Source organism: Amycolatopsis heterodermiae (assembly GCF_034929455.1).
Lineage (GTDB): Bacteria > Actinomycetota > Actinomycetes > Mycobacteriales > Pseudonocardiaceae > Amycolatopsis > Amycolatopsis heterodermiae.
In genome coordinates, this window is the sequence record NZ_JAYFSI010000002.1 from 984,535 (window position 1) to 1,002,389 (window position 17,855).

Annotated in this window: 13 protein-coding genes; 10 read left to right on the forward strand and 3 right to left on the reverse strand. The window is 71.0% G+C overall.

All coding sequences use genetic code 11. From position 1 onward, the window contains the following. Positions 1-104: 104 nt before the first annotated feature. From VA596_RS14950 to VA596_RS14960, 3 genes are all read left to right on the forward strand, one after another. Positions 105-791, forward strand: a complete 687-nt coding sequence (locus tag VA596_RS14950) for an alpha/beta fold hydrolase (RefSeq protein ID WP_323327339.1) — start codon at positions 105-107, stop codon at positions 789-791. 111 nt (positions 792-902) lie between these two features. After that, a complete protein-coding gene (locus VA596_RS14955) occupies positions 903-1,280 on the forward strand; it encodes a DUF5684 domain-containing protein (protein ID WP_323327340.1) in 378 nt (125 codons plus the stop codon). A gap of 35 nt (positions 1,281-1,315) precedes the next feature. Beyond that, entirely contained in the window at positions 1,316-2,317 is a 1,002-nt protein-coding gene (locus VA596_RS14960; protein ID WP_323327342.1) for an RNA polymerase subunit sigma-70, read from the forward strand. 41 nt (positions 2,318-2,358) lie between these two features. Here the strand turns inward: VA596_RS14960 and VA596_RS14965 are convergent, their stop codons facing one another. Beyond that, complete coding sequence (locus VA596_RS14965; RefSeq protein WP_323327344.1) at positions 2,359-2,922, reverse strand: dihydrofolate reductase family protein; 564 nt, start codon at positions 2,920-2,922, stop codon at positions 2,359-2,361. 56 nt (positions 2,923-2,978) lie between these two features. Next, the gene (locus tag VA596_RS14970) at positions 2,979-3,557 is read right to left on the reverse strand and encodes a TetR/AcrR family transcriptional regulator (protein WP_323327346.1); all 579 of its coding nucleotides are present in this window, start codon (positions 3,555-3,557) and stop codon (positions 2,979-2,981) included. Between the two features lie 128 nt (positions 3,558-3,685). On the opposite strand from VA596_RS14970, the gene VA596_RS14975 reads away from it, so the two are divergent. After that, positions 3,686-4,567, forward strand: a complete 882-nt coding sequence (locus VA596_RS14975) for an SDR family oxidoreductase (RefSeq protein WP_323327347.1) — start codon at positions 3,686-3,688, stop codon at positions 4,565-4,567. A gap of 209 nt (positions 4,568-4,776) precedes the next feature. Further along, positions 4,777-9,642, forward strand: a complete 4,866-nt coding sequence (locus VA596_RS14980) for an RHS repeat-associated core domain-containing protein (RefSeq protein WP_323327349.1) — start codon at positions 4,777-4,779, stop codon at positions 9,640-9,642. Positions 9,643-9,708: 66 nt separating this feature from the next. Here VA596_RS14980 and VA596_RS14985 read toward each other — a convergent pair whose 3' ends face one another. Next, positions 9,709-10,866, reverse strand: coding sequence for a mandelate racemase/muconate lactonizing enzyme family protein (locus VA596_RS14985; protein WP_323327351.1), 1,158 nt, complete (start codon positions 10,864-10,866; stop codon positions 9,709-9,711). A 74-nt stretch (positions 10,867-10,940) separates the two neighbouring features. Between VA596_RS14985 and VA596_RS14990 the strand changes: the two genes are divergently transcribed. The 5 genes from VA596_RS14990 to VA596_RS15010 all read left to right on the forward strand — a co-directional run bounded on the left by VA596_RS14990 (position 10,941) and on the right by VA596_RS15010 (position 17,788). Continuing rightward, on the forward strand, positions 10,941-11,708 hold the full coding sequence (locus tag VA596_RS14990; RefSeq protein ID WP_323327353.1) for a FadR/GntR family transcriptional regulator: 768 nt from the start codon (positions 10,941-10,943) through the stop codon (positions 11,706-11,708). A 128-nt stretch (positions 11,709-11,836) separates the two neighbouring features. Beyond that, positions 11,837-12,985 carry a Gfo/Idh/MocA family protein gene (locus VA596_RS14995; RefSeq protein ID WP_323327355.1) on the forward strand — a complete coding sequence of 383 codons (1,149 nt, stop codon included), beginning with the start codon at positions 11,837-11,839 and terminating at the stop codon, positions 12,983-12,985. Positions 12,986-13,086: 101 nt separating this feature from the next. Continuing rightward, the gene (locus VA596_RS15000) at positions 13,087-14,523 is read left to right on the forward strand and encodes an extracellular solute-binding protein (RefSeq protein WP_323327357.1); all 1,437 of its coding nucleotides are present in this window, start codon (positions 13,087-13,089) and stop codon (positions 14,521-14,523) included. Continuing rightward, positions 14,520-16,532, forward strand: coding sequence for an ABC transporter permease (locus VA596_RS15005; RefSeq protein ID WP_323327359.1), 2,013 nt, complete (start codon positions 14,520-14,522; stop codon positions 16,530-16,532). Before VA596_RS15000 ends, VA596_RS15005 begins: the two co-directional genes overlap by 4 nt. Next, positions 16,529-17,788, forward strand: a complete 1,260-nt coding sequence (locus VA596_RS15010) for a mandelate racemase/muconate lactonizing enzyme family protein (protein WP_323327361.1) — start codon at positions 16,529-16,531, stop codon at positions 17,786-17,788. Before VA596_RS15005 ends, VA596_RS15010 begins: the two co-directional genes overlap by 4 nt. Positions 17,789-17,855: the final 67 nt, after the last annotated feature.

The window sequence follows — 17,855 nt, forward strand, 5'->3', positions numbered from 1 at the left end:
ACGATCTCTTCCTGAACCGGAAGCGGATTGTCCGGAATCGGCTATAGCGTGACGGGCCGAAGCGCCGCGGCGACCGGCCGCGCGGGAACGAGGGAGAACCGATCATGGACGTCCTGCTCATCGGCGGCCTCTGGCTCGACGGATCCGCCTGGGACGACGTCGCGTCCACGCTCCGCTCGCTGGGTCACCACCCGGTGCCGCTGACGCTGCCGGGTCAGGGCGACGGAGCGGCGTCCGCCACGCTCGACGACCAGGTGGCGGCCGTGCTCGCCGCCGTGGACTCGGCCTCGGGCCGGCCCGTGGTGGTCGGGCACTCGGCCGCCTGCGCCCTGGCGTGGCTGGCCGCCGACGCGCGGCCGGAGAAGGTCGCCAAGGTCGTCCTCATCGGCGGGTTCCCGACCGGCGACGGGAAGCCCTACGCCGACTTCTTCGAGGTGCGGGACGGTGCCATGCCCTTCCCCGGCTGGGGCCCGTTCGAGGGACCGGACTCGGCCGACCTCGACGAGGAGGCCCGGCGCGCCCTCGCGGCCGCCGCGATCCCCGTGCCCGAGGGGGTGGCCAAGGGCGTCGTGCGGCTGACGGACGAGCGGCGCTTCGACGTGCCCGTCGTGCTCGTGTGCCCCGAGTTCACCCCGGCCCAGGCCCAGGACTGGGTCGACGCCGGCGAGGTGGCCGAGCTCCCGAAGGTCAAGCACCTCGAGTACGTCGACATCGGCTCCGGTCACTGGCCCATGCACACCCAGCCGGCCGAACTCGCCCGCCTCCTCGCCGACGCGGCCGAGGAAGCCTGACGCGCAGGGGCGACACGTCCGGACCTGATCGCCCAAATGCGGCGAGGGGGATGGGCCGACGCTAAGGTCACTCGATCTTGCCGCCGCTCCCGGAGGGACACTCCCGCTTTCATGAACACTGACAACTCGCCGTCCGTCTTCGGCCCCGGACTCGGGTTCGGTTCGGGCCTGGTCTTCGCCGTCATCACGATCATCGCGCTGTGGAAGGTGTTCACGAAGGCCGGGCGGCCCGGCTGGGCGGCGATCATCCCGATCTACAACGTCTACGTCCTGCTGAAGATCGCCGGCCGCTCCGGGTGGTGGCTGCTCCTGCTGCTGATCCCGCTGGTCAACCTGGTCGTCGCGATCATCGTCTCGATCGACGTCGCGAAGGCGTTCGGCAAGAGCGGGGTCTTCGGGTTCTTCGGGCTGTTCCTGTTCTCCATCATCGGCTACCTGATCCTCGCCTTCGGCGGGGCCCGGTACACCGGGCCCGCCGTCGCGCGCTGACGAACGGTCCGGTGCCGGTGGCAGGATGGGCGACCATGACCGACACCGGGCCGCCGGCCGCCGACGAGGCCACGTTCCTCGCGGCGGTCCGCTCCGGCGACGCCGCGCGGTTCGCCGTCCTCACGGAGCGGCACCGCCGTGAGCTGCAGGTGCACTGCTACCGGATGCTCGCGAACTACGAGGACGCCCAGGACCTGACGCAGGAGACGTTCCTGCGGGCGTGGCACAAGCGGGAGACGTTCAAGGGGAACGCCGCGCTGCGCACCTGGCTGTACCGGATCGCGACGAACGCCTGCCTCGACTTCCTGGACAAGCGCCACGACCGCACCCCCGTGCCGTCCGAGCTGCTGGGCTCCGAACTGCCGTACCTGCAGCCCTACCCCGACGGGATGCTTCCCGAGGACCCGCAGGAGTCGGTGGTGGCGCGGGAGACGATCGAGCTGGCGTTCGTCGTCGCCGTCCAGCACCTGCCGCCGCGGCAACGGGCGGTGCTCGTCCTGCGCGACGTCCTCGGCTGGCCGGCGCCGAAGGCCGCCGACGCCCTCGAGCTGACCGTCGCGTCCGTGACCAGCGCGCTGCAGCGGGCGCGGGTGACGCTGCGCGAGCAGCTGCCCGGCCGCCGCCTCGACTGGCGCAGCCCCCGCACCCACGAGCTGTCGGACGACGAGCGCCGGGTGCTGAAGTCCTACATGGACGCCCACGAGCGCAACGACCTCGACGGGCTGACGGCCCTGCTGCGCGACGACCTGCGCTTCGCGATGCTGCCCGACCCGGGCACCGTGGTCGTGGGGGCCCGGGACGCGGTGGACGGCTGGGTCTCCGGCGGGCTTTTCCGGCGCGGTAAGGACGACTGGCGCTGCGTCGCCACGACCGTCAACCGCATGCCGGCCGCCGCACTGTACCTGCGCACCCCCGGCGACCCGGAGTACCGGCTGCTGAACCTCGCGGTCCTGCACGTCGCCGACGGGAAGATCGCCGAGCTCACCGGGTTCGACGTCACGGGCCAACCGTGGCTGGGCCTGCCCCCGGCACTGTGATCGCCGAAGCCCCGCCGACGTCGCCGGCGGGGCTTCGATGCTCAGCGCCTCGTCGCGTACCGGGCCAGCGTCACGCCGCCGGGGAACGTCCGCGTCTCCACGAGGTCCAGGCTCACCCAGCTGTCCAGCGCCGTGAAGAACGGCTTGCCGCCGCCGACCAGGGCCGGATGGGTGACGATCTCGTACTCGTCGACCAGCCCGGCCCGCACGGCCGCGCCGGCCAGTGTCGCGCCGCCGACCCGCATCGGGCCGCCGTCCCCGGCCTTGAGCCGGGTGATCTCGGCGACCGCGTCGCCGGTGACCAGGCGGGTGTTCCAGTCGACCTTCGCGACCGTCGAGGAGAACACCACCTTCGGCGTGTCCCGCCAGTTCCGCGCGAACTCGATCTGCGCCGGGGTGGCACCGGGCTGCTGGTCGCCGGTCGGCCAGTAGGAGCTCATCGCCTCCCACAGGCCGCGCCCGTACAGGAACAGGTCGATCGCCTGCTCCTGCTCGAGCCACCACTGGAACAGCTCGTCACTCGGCCCGCTCCAGCCGAGGTCGTCCCCGTGCGCGGCGACGTAGCCGTCCAAGGTCACGTTCATGCCGAAGATCAGTTTCCGCATCGTGCCAGCCTCTCGTGAGTGGATCTCCCACGTACAGACGGGCGCGATACGAGAACCTAATCGGTGCCGAGTTCGGCCACGCGCGACTGGAGATCCTTCAGTGCTCCGGCGGCGTGGACCGGGAACGGCTCGTCGTCGCCGGAGCCCAGCCAGCGCTCGACGGCGACGGAGAACGCGAGCAGCGCCACTTCCGCCCCCAGCCGTGCCGTCAGCTCGTCCGCGCCCCGGTCGCGCAGGGCGGCCGTGATCGACCCGGCGATCCGGGTGTGCTTGAGCAGTCCCCGTTCCTGCACCTCGGTGTTCGCCCTGACGACCCGCACGCGCACGGCCGCCTTGGCGCGCTGCTGGGGAGTCATCTCGACCCCGGCGGCCACGAACGCCGCCTGCAGGCACTCGATCAGCGCGGCATCCGGCGAAGCGGCCCGGATGCCGTCGGCGAACAGGCCGGCCAGCACGTCCTCGCCGCCGAAGAGGACCTCCCGCTTGTCGGCGAAGTGCCGGAAGAACGTCGCGCGGTTCAAGCCGGCCCGGTCGGCGATCTGCGCGACGGTCGTTTCCTCGTACCCGTTCTCCGCGAACAGGTCCAGCGCGGCCGCCTCCAAGCGCTCGCGCGCGTCCGGCGCCCATCTGCTCACCTCCGCAGTCTAGGCGACGAGACCGGATCGCATCACCTAGGCAAGGTGATGCGACGGCGTCGCATCGCGTGCTACGGTGATGCGACTGGATCGCATCAGTGAGCGATCCCAACCCCAGGAGCTTTGCCATGCGCATCTTCGTCACCGGCGCCTCCGGCTGGATCGGCTCGGCCGTCGTCCCCGAGCTCCTCGGCGCCGGCCACCGGGTCCTCGGCCTGGCCCGCTCGGACGCCGCCGCCGCCAAGATCGCCGGCCTGGGCGCCGACGTCCTGCGTGGCGACCTGACCGACACCGGCGTCCTGCGCGCCGGTGCGCTCGACAGCGACGGCGTGATCCACCTGGCCTTCGTCACGCCCAGCGTCACCGAGGCCGCGACGCGGACCGACGCCGCGGCCGTCGCCACGTTCGTCACGGCCCTCGCCGGCTCCGGCAACCCGCTGGTCGTCTCGGGCGCCACGCTCGTCACCCCCGGCCGGCCGTCGACCGAACGCGACGAGATCGTCCCCGCCGGCCCCATCGCGGCCCGCATCTCGACCATGCGCACCGCACTCGCGGCCGCGGACCAGGACGTGCGCGCCTGCCTGGTCATGTTGCCCCGCTCGGTGCACGGCGAGGGGGAGCGCCACGGCTTCGTTCCGCAGCTCATCGCCCGGGCCCGTGCCAAGGGCGTGTCCGGTTACGTCGGCGACGGGGCGACCCGCTGGCCCGCCGTCCACGTGCGGGACGCCGCGCGGCTCTACCGGCTGGCCGTCGAGCAGGCTCCGGCCGGTGCGGTGCTCAACGCCGTCGGCGACGAAGGCGTGCCCACCCGCGAAATCGCCGAGACCATCGGGCGGCACCTGGACCTGCCGGCCCGGTCGTTGCCCGCCGGGGAGTTCGAGGGGATGTTCGCGCACGTCCTCGGCACCGACATGCCCGCGTCCAGCACGATCACCCAGGAGCTGCTGGCGTGGAAGCCGACCCGGCCCGGCCTGATCGAAGACCTCGAACAGGGCCACTACTTCACGTGATCATCCCTACTCAGCCGGTTTCCAGAGTGCTTGTCAGGGCGTTCCGGCTGGTCGATCGGGCAGTGTTCCTGCGGCCGGCCTGGGCGGTTCGCTAGTGTCGAGCGCTTCGACCACGTGTTCGTGAACTCTTGCAGTAGGGGGCCCGCTCGGTGAGCAATCCACTGGTTGCGCCGGTGAAGGATTCGACCACGGCGTATTCGGGTGTGTCCATGCTGGAATCGGCCGCCGACCTCAAGTCGGCGATCGAGAGCGGCGACTGGGCGTCGGTGGCGATGGGTGCGGTGGGGACCGCGCTGGACGCGTTGTCGATGGCGATGGACCCGTTCGGGGCGGTCCTCGCCGCCGGTGTGGGCTGGCTGATGGAGCACGTAGGGCCGCTCAAGGAAGCGCTCAACGGCTTGACCGGCAACGCGGACGAGATCGCGGCGCAGGCGGAGACGTGGAAGAACGTCGCGACCGAGCTGGGCAGCATCGGTGAGGACCTGACCGGGATGGTCAAGGCCGACACCGTGTCCTGGACCGGTAATGCCGCCGACACCTACCGTCAGCGTGCCGATGACACCGTCACTTTGCTGGCCACGGCCCAAAAGGGTTGTGAAGGCGCTTCCAGCGGTGTGAAGACCGCCGGTGAAGTGGTTGCCGCGGTGCGGGCGCTGGTGCGGGACATCATCGCGGAGCTGATCGGGCACCTGATCAGCTGGGCGCTGCAGGTGGTGTTCACCCTCGGCATCGGGCTCACCTGGGTGGTGCCGCAGGTGATCGGCGCGGTCGCGAAAACGGCGTCGAAGATCGCGGACCTCGTCAAACGCCTTGTGACGGCCTTGAAAGCGCTGATTCCGCTGCTGAAGCGCGCGGGCAGCCTGTTTTCGGATGCGGCGAAGGCGTTGCGGAAGATCAAGCCGGGCAAGTCCGCGCCGCCGCCGAAGCACGCCGACATCAACGGCAGCCCCAAGGGCCTCGACGGGCCGAAGGGCAAGGGCGGCGACTCCACCAGCACCGCCGGCGACCACAGCGGGGGCGGCCCGAACGGCCACAAGGGCGACTCCACCGGCACCCCGGGGGACAAGGGCAACGGCTCCCCGGGCAACGGCGACTCCACCGGCACCGCCGGCGCGCACGGCAACGGCAACGGCAAGGGCCCGGACAACGCGGGCAACCGACCGGGCGGCAACGGTTCCCGGGGCAACCCCGACGACACCAACCCCCAGGGAATCCGCGGCCAGGGGGAGAACAACCGCTCGATCGGCAACGAGGTCTGCGTGACCGACCCGGTCGCCGTCTCGACCGGGCAGATGGTGATGGAAGAGGTCGACGCCGTCCTCCTCGGGGTGCTTCCCCTGGTGTTCCGCCGGACGCACTTCTCGGGCTACCGCGCGGGAATCTTCCTCGGCGGCGGCTGGGTGTCCACTGTGGACCAGCGGATCGAGGCCGACGAGCACGGCGTCAGCTTCGCCGCCGAAGACGGCACCCTGCTGCGCTACCCGCTGCCGGGCACGGACGACTGGGTCGTCGCCGAAAGCGGCCCGTTCCGCCCGCTGAAGCGCGCGGAGGACGGCGGCTACCTCGTCGACGACCAGGAACTGGGCCGCCTGCTCTACTTCGCGCCGGGTACCGGACGGGCGTTGCTGGCCTCGGTGACCGACCGCAACGACAACGCGTTCGAGATCGTGCGCGCCGAAGACGGCCGGCCGCTGGAGATCCGGCACACCGCCGGGCACCGCGTGCGCTTCGAGACCCAGGACGGGCTGGTCACCGCGCTGTTCGCGGTCACCGGCGACGGGGAAGTCGAACTGGTCCGCTACGCCTACGACGGCCGGAACCTGGTCTCGGTCACCAACCCGTCCGGGCAGCCGATGACCTACACCTACGACGGCGCGGGCCGCATCGTCGGCTGGACCGACCGCAACGACGAGTGGTTCCGCTACCACTACGACTCGGCCGGCCGCGTCGTCCGCACCGAAGGCTCGGGCGGCTTCCTGGACTGCGTGCTCGAGTACGACCCGGCCAACCGCGTCACCCGGTCCACCGACGCGCTCGGCCACACCTCCGAGTTCCACTACAACGAAGCCGGCCAGGTGACCCGGCAGGTCGACCCGCTCGGACAGGCGACGGTCTCCGAGTGGGACGCCCGCGACCGCCTGCTGAGCACGACGGACCCGCTGGGGCGCACCACGCGCTACCGCTACGACGAGCTCGGCAACCTCGTCGCCGAAATCCGCCCGGACGGCACGGAACGCACCTGGGAACGCGCCGCGGACGGGCGGACGCTGGTGCGGCACGACGCGCCCGGCGTCGCGACCCGCCAGGAGTTCGACGAGCGGGGCAACCTCACCGCGGTCGTGGCACCCGACGGCGCGACCACCCGCTACCGCTACGACGGCAACGGGTTCACCGTCGCGCTGACCGACCCGGCCGGGGCCACCGCCACCATCGTCAACGACGCGGCCGGCCTGCCGGTCGAGGTGACCGACGCGCTGGGCGCCGTCACCCGCTACGAACGGGACGAGTTCGGGCGCGTCGTCACGATCACCGACCCCGTCGGCGGGGTGGAGCGCTTCGGCTACTCCGTGGACGGAAACCTCGCCTGGCACCGGAACCCCGACGGGACCGAGGACCGGTGGGTGCTCGACGGCGAGGGCAACAACCGGATGCACACCAGCGCGGCCGGCGGTGTCACCCGCTACGAATACGGCGGTTTCGACCAGCCGACGGAGCAGATCCTCCCGGACGGGAACCGGATCTCCGTCGGCTACGACGGCGAGCTGCGCGTCGACACGGTGACCAACGAGCAGGGCCGGGTCTGGCGCTACGAACGGGACGCGGCCGGGAACCTGGTCCGGGAGACCGACTTCGCCGGCGGCGTGACGACGTTCGGCTACGACGCGGCAGGCCGGCTCGTCGAGCGCGTCCGCCCCGACGGGCAGCGCACGACCTTCCGCTACGACCTCGCCGGCCACCTGGCCGAGCAGACCGACGGGAGCCGCACCACCCGGTTCGAGATCAGCGCGACCGGGCAGCTGCTCTCGGCCGACGACGGCACCACGCGGATCAGCTACGAGCGGGACGCAGTGGGCCGGGTCCTGGCCGAGACGGTCAACGGCCGCACGGTGCGCTCCGCCTACGACGCCGCCGGCCGCCGGACGCACCGGGTCACGCCGTCCGGCGCGGAAAGCGCGTGGGAGTACGACGCCGCCGGGCTGCCGGTCGCCGCCCGGCTCGCCGGCCGGGACCTGCGGTTCACCCACGACGCCGCGGGGCGCGAGGTGCGCCGGACCCTCGGCACCGGCGCCACCCTGCTGCAGACCTGGACGCCGAACTCGCAGCTGGCGTCCCAGGTGATCACCGACCGGGCGAGCGCCACCCGCCAGCAGCGCTCCTACGGCTACCGGGCCGACGGCGAGCTGGTCGCGCTGCACGACCAGGCGGCCGGTCCGCGCGAGTTCGCCCTCGACCCGCTGGGCCGGGTCACGGAGGTGCGGTCCCCGCGCGGGCCCGAGTCCTACCGCTACGACGAAGCCGGGAACCTCACCGACGCGTCGTGGCCCACGGCCGAAACGGACCTCGTGGGACGGCGCACGTTCGCGGGCCCGCTCGTCACCGCGGCCGGCGGGACACGTTACGGGCACGACCGGCGCGGCCGGGTCGTCCTGCGGGAACGCACGATGCCGGGCGGCGCGAAGCTGACCTGGCGCTTCACCTGGGCCGACGACGACCGGCTCGTCGCGGCCGGCGTGCCCGACGGCAGCAGCTGGCGCTACACCTACGACGCGCTGGGCCGCCGCGTCACCAAGGAGCACCTGGCCGCCGACGGCCGGACCCCGCTCGAACGCGTCGAGTTCACCTGGGACGGGCAGCTGCTCGTCGAGGAGGCCCGGCACACGCCCGACGGCGTCCAGGCCACGGTGTGGGACTACGAGCCCGGCGACTACCGGCCGCTCTCGCAGCGCGGCCGCCTGGCCCGGCCGGGCCAGGCGTGGGTGGACACCCGGTTCGACGCCATCGTCGCCGACCTCACGGGCAGTCCCGCGGAGCTCGTCGACGACCAGGGCCGGATCACGTGGTGCGCGCGCACGAGCGTGTTCGGCGCCCCGGCCGGCGCGGGCACGCCGTCGGCGACGCCCCTGCGGTTCCCCGGGCAGTACTTCGACGCCGAGACCGGGTTGCACTACAACGCCCAGCGCTACTACGACCCGGTGACCGCGCGCTACCTCAGCCCGGACCCGCTCGGCCTGGCGCCGGGGCCGAACCCGTACGCCTACGTGGACAACCCGTTCGGGCAGATCGACCCGCTGGGCCTCGCCCCGCAGTCGTGCGGCAAGCCCAAGCTGTCGATCGACACGAACATCGGGAACCAGCCGATGAAGCAGTCGCCGGGCGGGGGGAAGTACAGCAACTCCCCGGGGGGCAACTGGTACAAGGAGTCGGCGCCGGCGGGGCCGATGAAGAACAAGAAGAACCGGCCGGCGGCGGGCATGGACAACCCCAGCTGGACGCACCAGAACATCCGGCCGATGTTCGAGGACTCCCTGGTCAACAAGCACCAGATGCCGCCGGGCCTCAACACCACCAAGCAGAACAAGTGGATGCAGGACCACGGCAAGTTCCAGACCTACCACCAGGACGGCACGCCGGACCAGATCGTCCCCAAGAAGAACGCGATCATGGGGCACAACAAGGCGGCGGGCACCTACTTCAACGAGACCGGGCACAAGCTGCCGATCGAGGACAACAAGCACTACAACCGGCAGGGCAGCAGTTACGGGCAGGTCGAGTACTCGAAGAGCTCTTCGGGCACCGGCGCGCACGAGGACAAGTACATCCCGCCGCGCCCCGACCGCGGCTCCCACCCGGGGTACACCAACCCGGCCGCGCCGGGCCACACGGGCGGTCCGTGGCCGTCGTACCCCCAGGCCCCGAACGGCCTGCCCCCGAACTCGTCGAACATCCTGCCCGACGGCACCCCGATGCCGCACCCGCCCACGACGGGACGGCCCGCGAACGGCCTGCCCCCGGTCCACACGCCACCGTCGTCACCCATCGACGACCGTCCGACGAAACGGCCGAGGACGGACTAGGGATCCGCCCGAGGCGAGGGGGAGGACAGGGGCCGAGGCGATCGCGGGGGATCGCCTCGGCCCCGGTTACTCGAACACGCCGTAGCCCGCGACCGCGTGGGCCCGGACGCCGTCCATGTCGAGTTCCACGCCGATGCCCGGAGTGTCGGGAAGCGTGATGTAGCCGTCCTTCACGATCGAGCCGCTGCCGCCGGGGGCGTGGACGTAGCTGTCCCACACCTCGCGCTCCTCGAGGGCGTGCCACTCCTGGACGAGGAAGTTGGGGATCGCTCCACATTGGTGCGATGTGGCCATCGTGCCCAGCGGCGTCGACACCAGGTGCGGGGCGAACGGGACGTAGTGCAGCTCCGCGAGGTTGGCGATCTTCTTGGCCTCGGCGAGACCACCGCACTTCGGCACGTCCGGCTCGATGACGTCCACCGCGCCGCGTTCGAGCAGCTCGCGGAATCCCCAGCGCAGGTACAGGTTCTCGCCCGCGCAGATCGGGGTGCGGGTCTGCTCCCGCACCCGCACCAGCGCGTCGACGTTCTCCGCCGGTAGCGGTTCTTCCAGCCACATCAGGCGGAACGGCTCGAGCTCCCACGAGATCCGGCACGCGCTCGGCACGTCGTAGCGCGCGTGGAGGTCGATGGCCAGGTCGACGTCCGGCCCGATCGCTTCGCGGACGGCGGCCACGCGCTCGACCATCGAACGCAGCTCGGCGGCGTTGATCGTGTGGTTGAAATCGTCGAACTTGGCCGGGTGGCGCAGGTTGTCGATGTCGAACTTGATGGCGGTGAAGCCCTCGGCGACCATCCGCTGCGCCCGGTCGACGCAGCCGGCGATCGAGCCCGCCGGGTCGTCACCGTCGCCGCAGTCGGCGTAGAGGCGGATCCGGTCGCGGAACTTCCCGCCGAGCAGCCGGTACACCGGCTGGCCCGCGGCCTTGCCCGCGAGGTCCCACAGCGCGAGCTCGATCCCGGACAGCGCGATCACGAACACCCCGCTCTGGGCGCCCGCGAAAACCTTGCTGCGGCGCAGTTTCTCCCAGCACCGCTCGACGTTGCGCGGGTCCTCGCCGATCAGGAGCGGGGTCAGGGACTCGATCATCCCGACGACGGCGCCCGCGCCGGCGTCGGGATTGGCTTCGCCGAACCCGCTGAGGCCTTCGTCGGTGTCGATCCGCACCAGCGTGGCCTGACCGTGGTAGGCCACCACCGCCGTCGTGACGTTCACGATCCGCATTGCTCTCCCGCCGCAGAGTAGTGCCTGGGGAAACGGTCTGTCGCGAGGTCCAACTTGTCCTATAAGCTGATGACATGCCAAGGAGACAAGAGTCTCCGGACGCTGTCAAGGTCCGGACTCTTCCGGTGCAGGTGGCGGCCCACCTGACCCGGCGCATCGTCAACGGCGAGATCGAGGACGGCCGGGCCCCGTCGGAGCTCGAGATCTCGCAGGAGTTCGGCGTTTCCCGCGTGGTGGCCAGGGAAACGCTCAAGATCCTCGCCTCGCTCGACATCGTCGACGTCGCGCAGGGCCGCCGCGTCGTCGTGCGCCCCCGCGCGCAGTGGGACTACCTGAGCCCGCTGCTGATCGAGTGGCTGCCACCGGAGATCGTCGACGAGCTGCTGCAGGAACTGCACCAGATGCGCGTGCTGCTCGAACCCGAGCTCGCCGCCATGGCCGCGACCGGCATCACCGACGAGACGCTGGCCCGGCTCGGGGACGAGATCGACCGCATGGCGGCGCTCGAAGCGGACCCCGAGGCCTACCTCGAGGTCGACCACGAGTTCCACATGGAGATCTGCCGGGCGGCCGACAACCGCATCCTCGACCGGATCATGTACTCCGCGCGCTGGCTGGGCACGGCCAGCCGGCGCCTCACCAACGAGGCGCCGGCCGGGCTGCGCCGCGCCACCGCCCAGCACACGGAGATCTACGAGGCGCTCGTGGCGCGCGACCCGGCAGCGGCCCGCGCGGCGATGCGCAAGCACTTGAGCAACAACTACTCCACGCTCCTCGCGGAGAAGGAGCAGCGAAGCAAGCGGGCCGCCAAGCGGCGGCGTCACCAATCCGGCCAAAAGTAGGCCGCCCCCGCGCGGCACGTAGCGGTGGCTACGAGTCATTCGGCCGTGGCTGTGGTCGGATTGGTGACCATCGGCACAGCACCCCTGCACGACCTGGTTCCGGAACCGATGACGAGGACGGACGAGGCATGGCCGTACCTGCGATCCCGCCGATCCGGCTGGGGCTGATCGGCACCGGGCTCGCGGTCGAAAAGCTGCACTGGCCGGCGTTGCGTACGCTCGCCGACCGGTACGTGGTCACCGCGTTCACCGACGCCTCCGCCGAGCAGAGCCGGAGGTTCGCCGGCTACAGCGGAACCGATCCGGCCCGGGCCACCGCCGACCGGGCCGCGCTGCTCGCCCGCGACGACGTGGACGCCGTGCTGATCTCGGTGCCGATCCCGCACCTGTACGAGGTGGCGCGCGACGCGCTCGCGGCGGGCAAGGACGTGCTCTGCGAGAAGCCGGCCGGCGTCGACGCGGAGCAGGCCGCGGCCTTCCTCGCCCTGGCGGCCGGGCACCCCGGCCGCACGTTCGTGGTGGGGGAGAACTACTTCTACCGCGACGACCTGCGTTACGCCCGCGCCCTGGTCGACAGCGGCGCCATCGGCCGCCCGCACCTGATGGCGTGGCGGCACGCCGGCCGGGTGGTGCCCCGCGAGGGCGGGTTCAGCGGCACGCCGTGGCGGCACCGGCCGCAGTACCGCGGCGGCGTGCACCTCGACTTCGGCGTGCACCACATCGCCCAGATCCGGCTGCTCTGCGGCGACATCGCGCGGGTGCACGGTGCCGTGCAGACGGCCAACAGCACGATCGACGCACCGTCGGACCTCGCGCTCAACCTCGTCTTCACCGGAGGCGCCATCGGCAACTACACCGCGTCCTACCCCGAAATCCCGGTGCCGCCCGAACCCAACGAAATGCGGCTGTACGGCACCGAGGGCGTGCTCGTGCTCGCCGGGTCCGAGCCGGAGTGCCGCGTGACGCTCAGCGGTGCCGACGCCACCGCCCGCACGACGGTCTTCCGCGGCAGCGACAACGGCTACCGCGCGGAACTCGTCGACTTCGCCGACGCCGTGCAGTTCGGTGTCGCACCGGTCGGCAGCGTCGCGCAGAGCGTGGCCAACACGATGGTCGTCCAGCGGGCGCTCGACTCCGCGGAACGGGCGGCGGTACTGGCACTCGACCCCGTGCCCGGCGCGGGCCCGGTGCCGCTGTGGCGGCCCCGCGGCTCGGCCGGGCTGTTCGACGGGCTGCCGGGACAACGCATCAGCAGTTCGGCGTCCTTCGCCGCGTGAAAGACCCAGCTTCGAAGATTCGGCTTTGAAGACTCACAGCGGGGCGTTCGCCTCGCTGCCCCGCCGGTTGCACCGTCGCCCCGTCGGTACGAGGAGTTGTCATGGAAGAGAAAACTGACCTGTCGAGACGCACGTTCCTCGGGATGAGCGCGGGGGTGAGCGCGCTGGGCGTGCTCGGTCTCGCCGGCTGTGGGAGCGCTCCCGCACCCGCGCCGCAGGTCGACGTCCAGGTGCCGAAGGCGCTGCTCGACCAGGCAGCCGCCCTGCGCGGCGGGTCGGCGGGGATGCTCTCGCAGAAGCTGTACTCGGAGGCCGCCAACAAGGCGCTCGACAAGTCGCTGCAGGTGTTCGCGCAGGCCACCGGCACCACGATCCACAACGACCTGGTCTCCGGCGACGCCGGCGACATGGTCGCGAAGATGGACGCCGAGGTGAAGGCGGGGACCAACCGCGACCTGGCCTTCCTGAGCGACCGGCGGTTCGTCGGCCAGCTCCACAACCTCGGCGCCTTGACCGACGTCACCGACGTCGTCAACGACATGAAAGCGCTTTACGGCGAGCCCGCCACGGAGGCGGACAACTACTGCGTGTTCGACGGCCGCTGGTTCGCGATCCCCTACCACTTCATCGCGACCGGGATGTACCTGCGCAAGGACTGGTACCAGGAAAAGGGTCTCCCGCTCAAGCCGTACTACTCGTGGGAAGAGCTGCGCGACAACGCGCTGGCCGTCTCCGACCCGGCGAAGCGGCGCTTCGGGTGGGGCCTCACGGTGAACCGCTCCGGCGACGCCAACGGCTTCATCACGAACGTCATCAACACCTACGGCGGGGCGATCGCGGACAACACCGGCACGAAGGTGAAGTTCAACTCGCCGGAGACCGTCGAAGCCGTCTCGTTCATCGGCGACATCTACACGAACCCGAAGTACAAGCCGATGCTGCCGCCCGGGGTCGGCAGCTGGACCGACTCGAGCAACAACGAGAACTGGCTGGCCCAGATCCTCGGGCTCACGCTCAACCAGTTCAGCGTGTACGCCGACTCGAAGACCAAGAAGAACCCGGTCTACGCCAACACGCACGTGTTCAACGGTGCGAGCGGACCGGCGCTCGACCGGCCGCTGGCCTACGGCGAGTCCAATTCGTTCGTCGTGTTCAAGGGGGCGAAGAACCCCGATCTCGCCAAGCTGGTCGCGAAGTTCATGGCCGGCGGGAGCGCCCTGCTCGGCGTCGCGAAGGAAGCGCCGTGCCTGGTCAACCCCTCGTGGGACAAGGTGTGGGACTCCGACCCGTACTACACCACCGGTGACCCGGCCTTCGCCGCGCTGCGGGAGCAGACCCGCGCCCAGCTCCCGGTGAAGACCCGGACCGGCTACGCCTTCCCCCAGGCCCCGAGCCCCGGCGAGCAGGCCGCCGTCGCCGCCTACGTGCTGACCGACATGATGCAGTCGGTCATCCAGGGCACCAAGCCGGCCGACGCCGTGGCCACGACGCACACCCGGATCGTGCAGATCTTCGAGCAGCAGGGCTACAAGCAGTGACCATCCTGCGTCCGAAGAGGACACCGGCGGCGCCGGCCCGGCCGGCGCCGAGCTCGTCGTCGCTCACGCCGACGCAGCGGCGGCTCGGGCGGGACTGGCGCCTCGCGGCGGTGTTCATCGGGCCGACGCTGGTGCTGGTCGCCGGCCTGATCCTGGTGCCGATCGTCAGCTCGGTCTTCACCAGCTTCACCGAACGCCACGGCGCGGAAACGGTCTTCGCCGGGCTGGGCAACTACACCGCGCTCATCGGCGACGCCCTGTTCCACAAGGGCGTGCTCAACTCGTTCGTCTTCACCGCGTACGCCGAGATCTTCAAGGTGGTCCTCGGGCTCATCGCGGCGTTGATGCTGCACCACATGCGGCGCGGGCGGGCGCTCATCGCCGGGGTGATCCTGCTGCCGTGGGTGATCCCGACGGTCGTCACGGCGTTCACGTGGCGGTCGCTGCTCGACCCGATCTTCGGCAGCGTCAACGTCCTGCTCACCGACTCGGGGATCGGGCCCGCCCTCGCCGCGATCGGGCTCGTGGACAAGTGGCCCGCGGAGTGGCTGTCCGATCCCACGCTCGCGCTGCCGGCGGTCATCCTGGTCAACGTCTGGAAAGGCGTCCCGTTCTTCACGGTGACGTTCCTCGCCGGGCTCAAAGCCATCGACAGCGGGCTCCACGAGGCGGCGATGGTGGACGGCGCGTCGCCGTGGCAGCGCTTCGTGCACATCACGCTGCCGGGGCTGCGGCCGGTCATGATCGTGACGGTGCTGCTGTCGTCGATCTGGACGTTCAACAACTTCGACCTGATCTGGCTGATGACCCAGGGCGGACCGGGGGACGCCACCGCCCCGTACGTGATGGTGGCCTACTCGAAGGCCATCCAGCAGCTGCAGCCGGGCGCGGGCGCCGCGGTCACGCTGGTGATGCTGCCGATCATCGCGATCCTGGTGGTGATCCTCGTGCGGATGATGCGGCGCACCGACCAGCCGGGCGCCGCGGACCTGGGGCGACGGCGGCTGAGTCCCGCCCAGCGCCGGGCCCTGCCGTGGGTGATCGTCGCGGGCTCGGCGCTCGTGCTGGTCTGGGCGTCGCCGCACATCGTGTGGAAGGCCGCGCTCGTGCTGGGCGTGTTCGTGGTGCTCGCGGCCGCCGTCGGCCGGGCCGTATCGGTGCTCGCCATCCGGGGCAACCGGCTGGCCGCCCGCGTGGTCGGCGTCACCGGCTCGGGCGTCGCGCTGGTGGCCCTGCTGGGTTTCGTGCTCGCCCCGCTCTACTGGATGACGGTCACGGCCTTCAAGTCCGACGACCAGATCGTCGCGCGCACCGACGACCTCTGGCCGACCCCGTGGACCACCGAGCAGTTCACCAACCTGTTCACCGGGGCGTTCGGCACCTGGTACGTCAACACGATCCTGGTGTCGGTGGCGTCCACCGTGATCGCCCTGGTCTGCGCGGCACTGGCGGGTTATGCGCTGGCGCGGTTGAAGTTCCGGGGTTCGGAGAGCTTCACGGTGACGATCCTGCTCACCTACGTCATGCCGGGCGCGCTGCTGTTCATCCCGCTGTACCAGCTGATGAGCGGGATCGGGCTCAACGACTCGCTGTGGTCGCTGGTGCTCGCCTACCCGACGTTCACCCTGCCGTTCGCGACGTGGCTGCTCGTCGGCTACTTCAAGTCGATCCCGGCCGATCTCGAGGAGGCCGCGCTGGTCGACGGCTGCACGCGGCTCGGGGCGTTCCGCCGGATCGTGCTGCCGCTGGCCAAGCCGGGGCTGCTCGCGGTTGCGCTGTTCACGCTCACCAACGCGTGGAACGAGTTCCTGTTCGCTTTCGTCTTCATCACCAAGGACGAGAACAAGACGCTGCCCGTCGGCATGCAGTCGATGATCTTCGGGGACGTCGTGCCGCAGGGTCAGCTGGCCGCGGCCTCGCTGCTGGTCAGCATCCCGGTCGTGCTCATGTACGGCTTCGGGCAGCGGTTCCTGACCGAGGGCCTCACCGCGGGAGCCGTCAAGGGATGAGCGGGATCACCGAGGAGTACGTCGCGACGGCCTCCCGGCCGAGCAAGCTGCGCATCACCGACGTGCGCGTCGCCACCCTGGCCGGCGTGCCGTTCCGCTCGTCGATCATCCGGATCGACACGAACCAGGGTCTCTCCGGCTACGGGGAGGTGCGCGACGGGGCCAGCGCCACCTACGCGCTCATGCTCAAGAGCCGGCTCGTCGGCGAGAACCCCTGCAACGTCGACAAGCTCTTCCGCAGGATCAAGCAGTTCGGGTTCCACGGCCGCCAGGGCGGCGGCGTCTCCGGCGTCGAGATGGCGTTGATGGACCTGGCCGGGAAGGCGTACGGCGTGCCGGCGTACGCGCTGATCGGGGGCCGGTTCCGCGACGAAATCCGCTGCTACGCGGACACTCCGTCGCTGCCGGACCCGCACGCGATGGGCGCCCGGCTGCTGGAGCGCCGGCGGCGCGGGTTCACGATGCTGAAGATGGACGTGGGCGTCGACCTGCTGTGGGACGTGCCGGGGGCGCTGATCGCGCCGCCGGGTGCCCGCGAGGACGTGACGACGATGCACCCGTTCACCGGCATCCAGGTCACCGCCAAGGGTGTCGACCACCTGGTGTCCTATGTGGACATCGTCCGCTCGGTCGTCGGCAGCGACGTCGCGCTCGCCGCCGACCACTTCGGCCACATCGCCCTCGACTCGGGCATCCGGATCGGCCGCGCGCTGGAGCCGTTCACGCTGGCGTGGATCGAGGACCTGATCCCGTGGCAGCTGACGGACCAGTGGCGGCAGCTCACCGAGGCCGTCGCCGTCCCGACGTGCACGGGGGAGGACATCTACCTCCTGGACGGCTTCCGCCCGCTGCTGGACGCCGGCGCCGTCCGCGTCGTGCACCCCGACCCGGCGACGGCGGGCGGGATCGCGGAGACCAAGCGCATCGGCGACTACGCGCAGGAGCGCGGGATCGCGATGGCACTGCACCTGGCGGCGTCCCCGATCGCGACGATGGCGTCGGTGCACCTGGCGGCGGCCACGGAGAACTTCCTGGCCCTCGAACACCACGCGGCCGACGTCGAGTTCTGGAGCGACCTCGTCACCGGCCCGCTGATCCGGGACGGCCACATCACGGTGCCGGACACGCCGGGCCTGGGTTTCGGCGACCTCAACGAGGAACTGCTGCGCCGCCACCTCGACCCGCGCGACCCGGTGTTCTTCGCCGAAACGACCCACTGGGACACGGAGGTGAGCCACGACCGCCTGTGGAGCTAGGCGCGGCCCGTGGTGACGGGTATTCTTGCCGGTGGCGGCAATCCCGGTGCCGCACAGACGGGCGATC

Bases quoted from the DNA above. Each gene is read 5' to 3' on its own strand.
- VA596_RS14950 (WP_323327339.1), top strand. From the start codon at position 105: ATGGACGTCCTGCTCATCGGCGGCCTCTGGCTCGACGGATCCGCCTGG.
- VA596_RS14955 (WP_323327340.1), top strand. From the start codon at position 903: ATGAACACTGACAACTCGCCGTCCGTCTTCGGCCCCGGACTCGGGTTC.
- VA596_RS14960 (WP_323327342.1), top strand. From the start codon at position 1,316: ATGACCGACACCGGGCCGCCGGCCGCCGACGAGGCCACGTTCCTCGCG.
- VA596_RS14965 (WP_323327344.1), bottom strand. From the start codon at position 2,922: ATGCGGAAACTGATCTTCGGCATGAACGTGACCTTGGACGGCTACGTC.
- VA596_RS14975 (WP_323327347.1), top strand. From the start codon at position 3,686: ATGCGCATCTTCGTCACCGGCGCCTCCGGCTGGATCGGCTCGGCCGTC.
- VA596_RS14980 (WP_323327349.1), top strand. From the start codon at position 4,777: ATGCTGGAATCGGCCGCCGACCTCAAGTCGGCGATCGAGAGCGGCGAC.
- VA596_RS14985 (WP_323327351.1), bottom strand. From the start codon at position 10,866: ATGCGGATCGTGAACGTCACGACGGCGGTGGTGGCCTACCACGGTCAG.
- VA596_RS14990 (WP_323327353.1), top strand. From the start codon at position 10,941: ATGCCAAGGAGACAAGAGTCTCCGGACGCTGTCAAGGTCCGGACTCTT.
- VA596_RS14995 (WP_323327355.1), top strand. From the start codon at position 11,837: ATGGCCGTACCTGCGATCCCGCCGATCCGGCTGGGGCTGATCGGCACC.
- VA596_RS15000 (WP_323327357.1), top strand. From the start codon at position 13,087: ATGGAAGAGAAAACTGACCTGTCGAGACGCACGTTCCTCGGGATGAGC.
- VA596_RS15010 (WP_323327361.1), top strand. From the start codon at position 16,529: ATGAGCGGGATCACCGAGGAGTACGTCGCGACGGCCTCCCGGCCGAGC.